Source organism: Streptococcus pseudopneumoniae, from assembly GCF_001072925.1.
GTDB classification, from domain to species: domain Bacteria; phylum Bacillota; class Bacilli; order Lactobacillales; family Streptococcaceae; genus Streptococcus; species Streptococcus pseudopneumoniae_Q.
This window is the reverse complement of record NZ_JVHE01000016.1, coordinates 1-308: the sequence shown is the minus strand read 5'-3', so window position 1 is coordinate 308 and position 308 is coordinate 1. Positions and strand designations below refer to the sequence as shown.

Annotated in this window: 2 tRNA genes; both read left to right on the top strand. The window is 49.7% G+C overall.

Features of this window, described 5'->3' with window-relative positions:
- Positions 1 to 76 precede the first annotated feature (76 nt).
- Positions 77 to 147 (top strand) — tRNA-Trp (locus ADH81_RS00595).
- 14 nt (positions 148 to 161) lie between these two features.
- Positions 162 to 234, top strand: a tRNA-His gene (locus ADH81_RS00590).
- The last annotated feature ends 74 nt before the right edge of the window (positions 235 to 308 follow it).

The window sequence follows — 308 nt, the reverse complement described above, 5'->3', positions numbered from 1 at the left end:
CGAAGAGGCTAAACGCGGCGGACTGTAAATCCGCTCCTTCGGGTTCGGGGGTTCGAATCCCTCCCCTTCCATAGTAACGGGCATAGTTTAAAGGTAGAACTAAGGTCTCCAAAACCTTCAGTGTGGGTTCAATTCCTACTGCCCGTGTTTGTTAAATTATGGCGGGTGTGGTGAAGTGGTTAACACATCAGATTGTGGCTCTGACATTCGGGGGTTCGATTCCCCTCACTCGCCTATTTATATTATTGGGGTATAGCCAAGCGGTAAGGCAAGGGACTTTGACTCCCTCATGCGTTGGTTCGAATCCA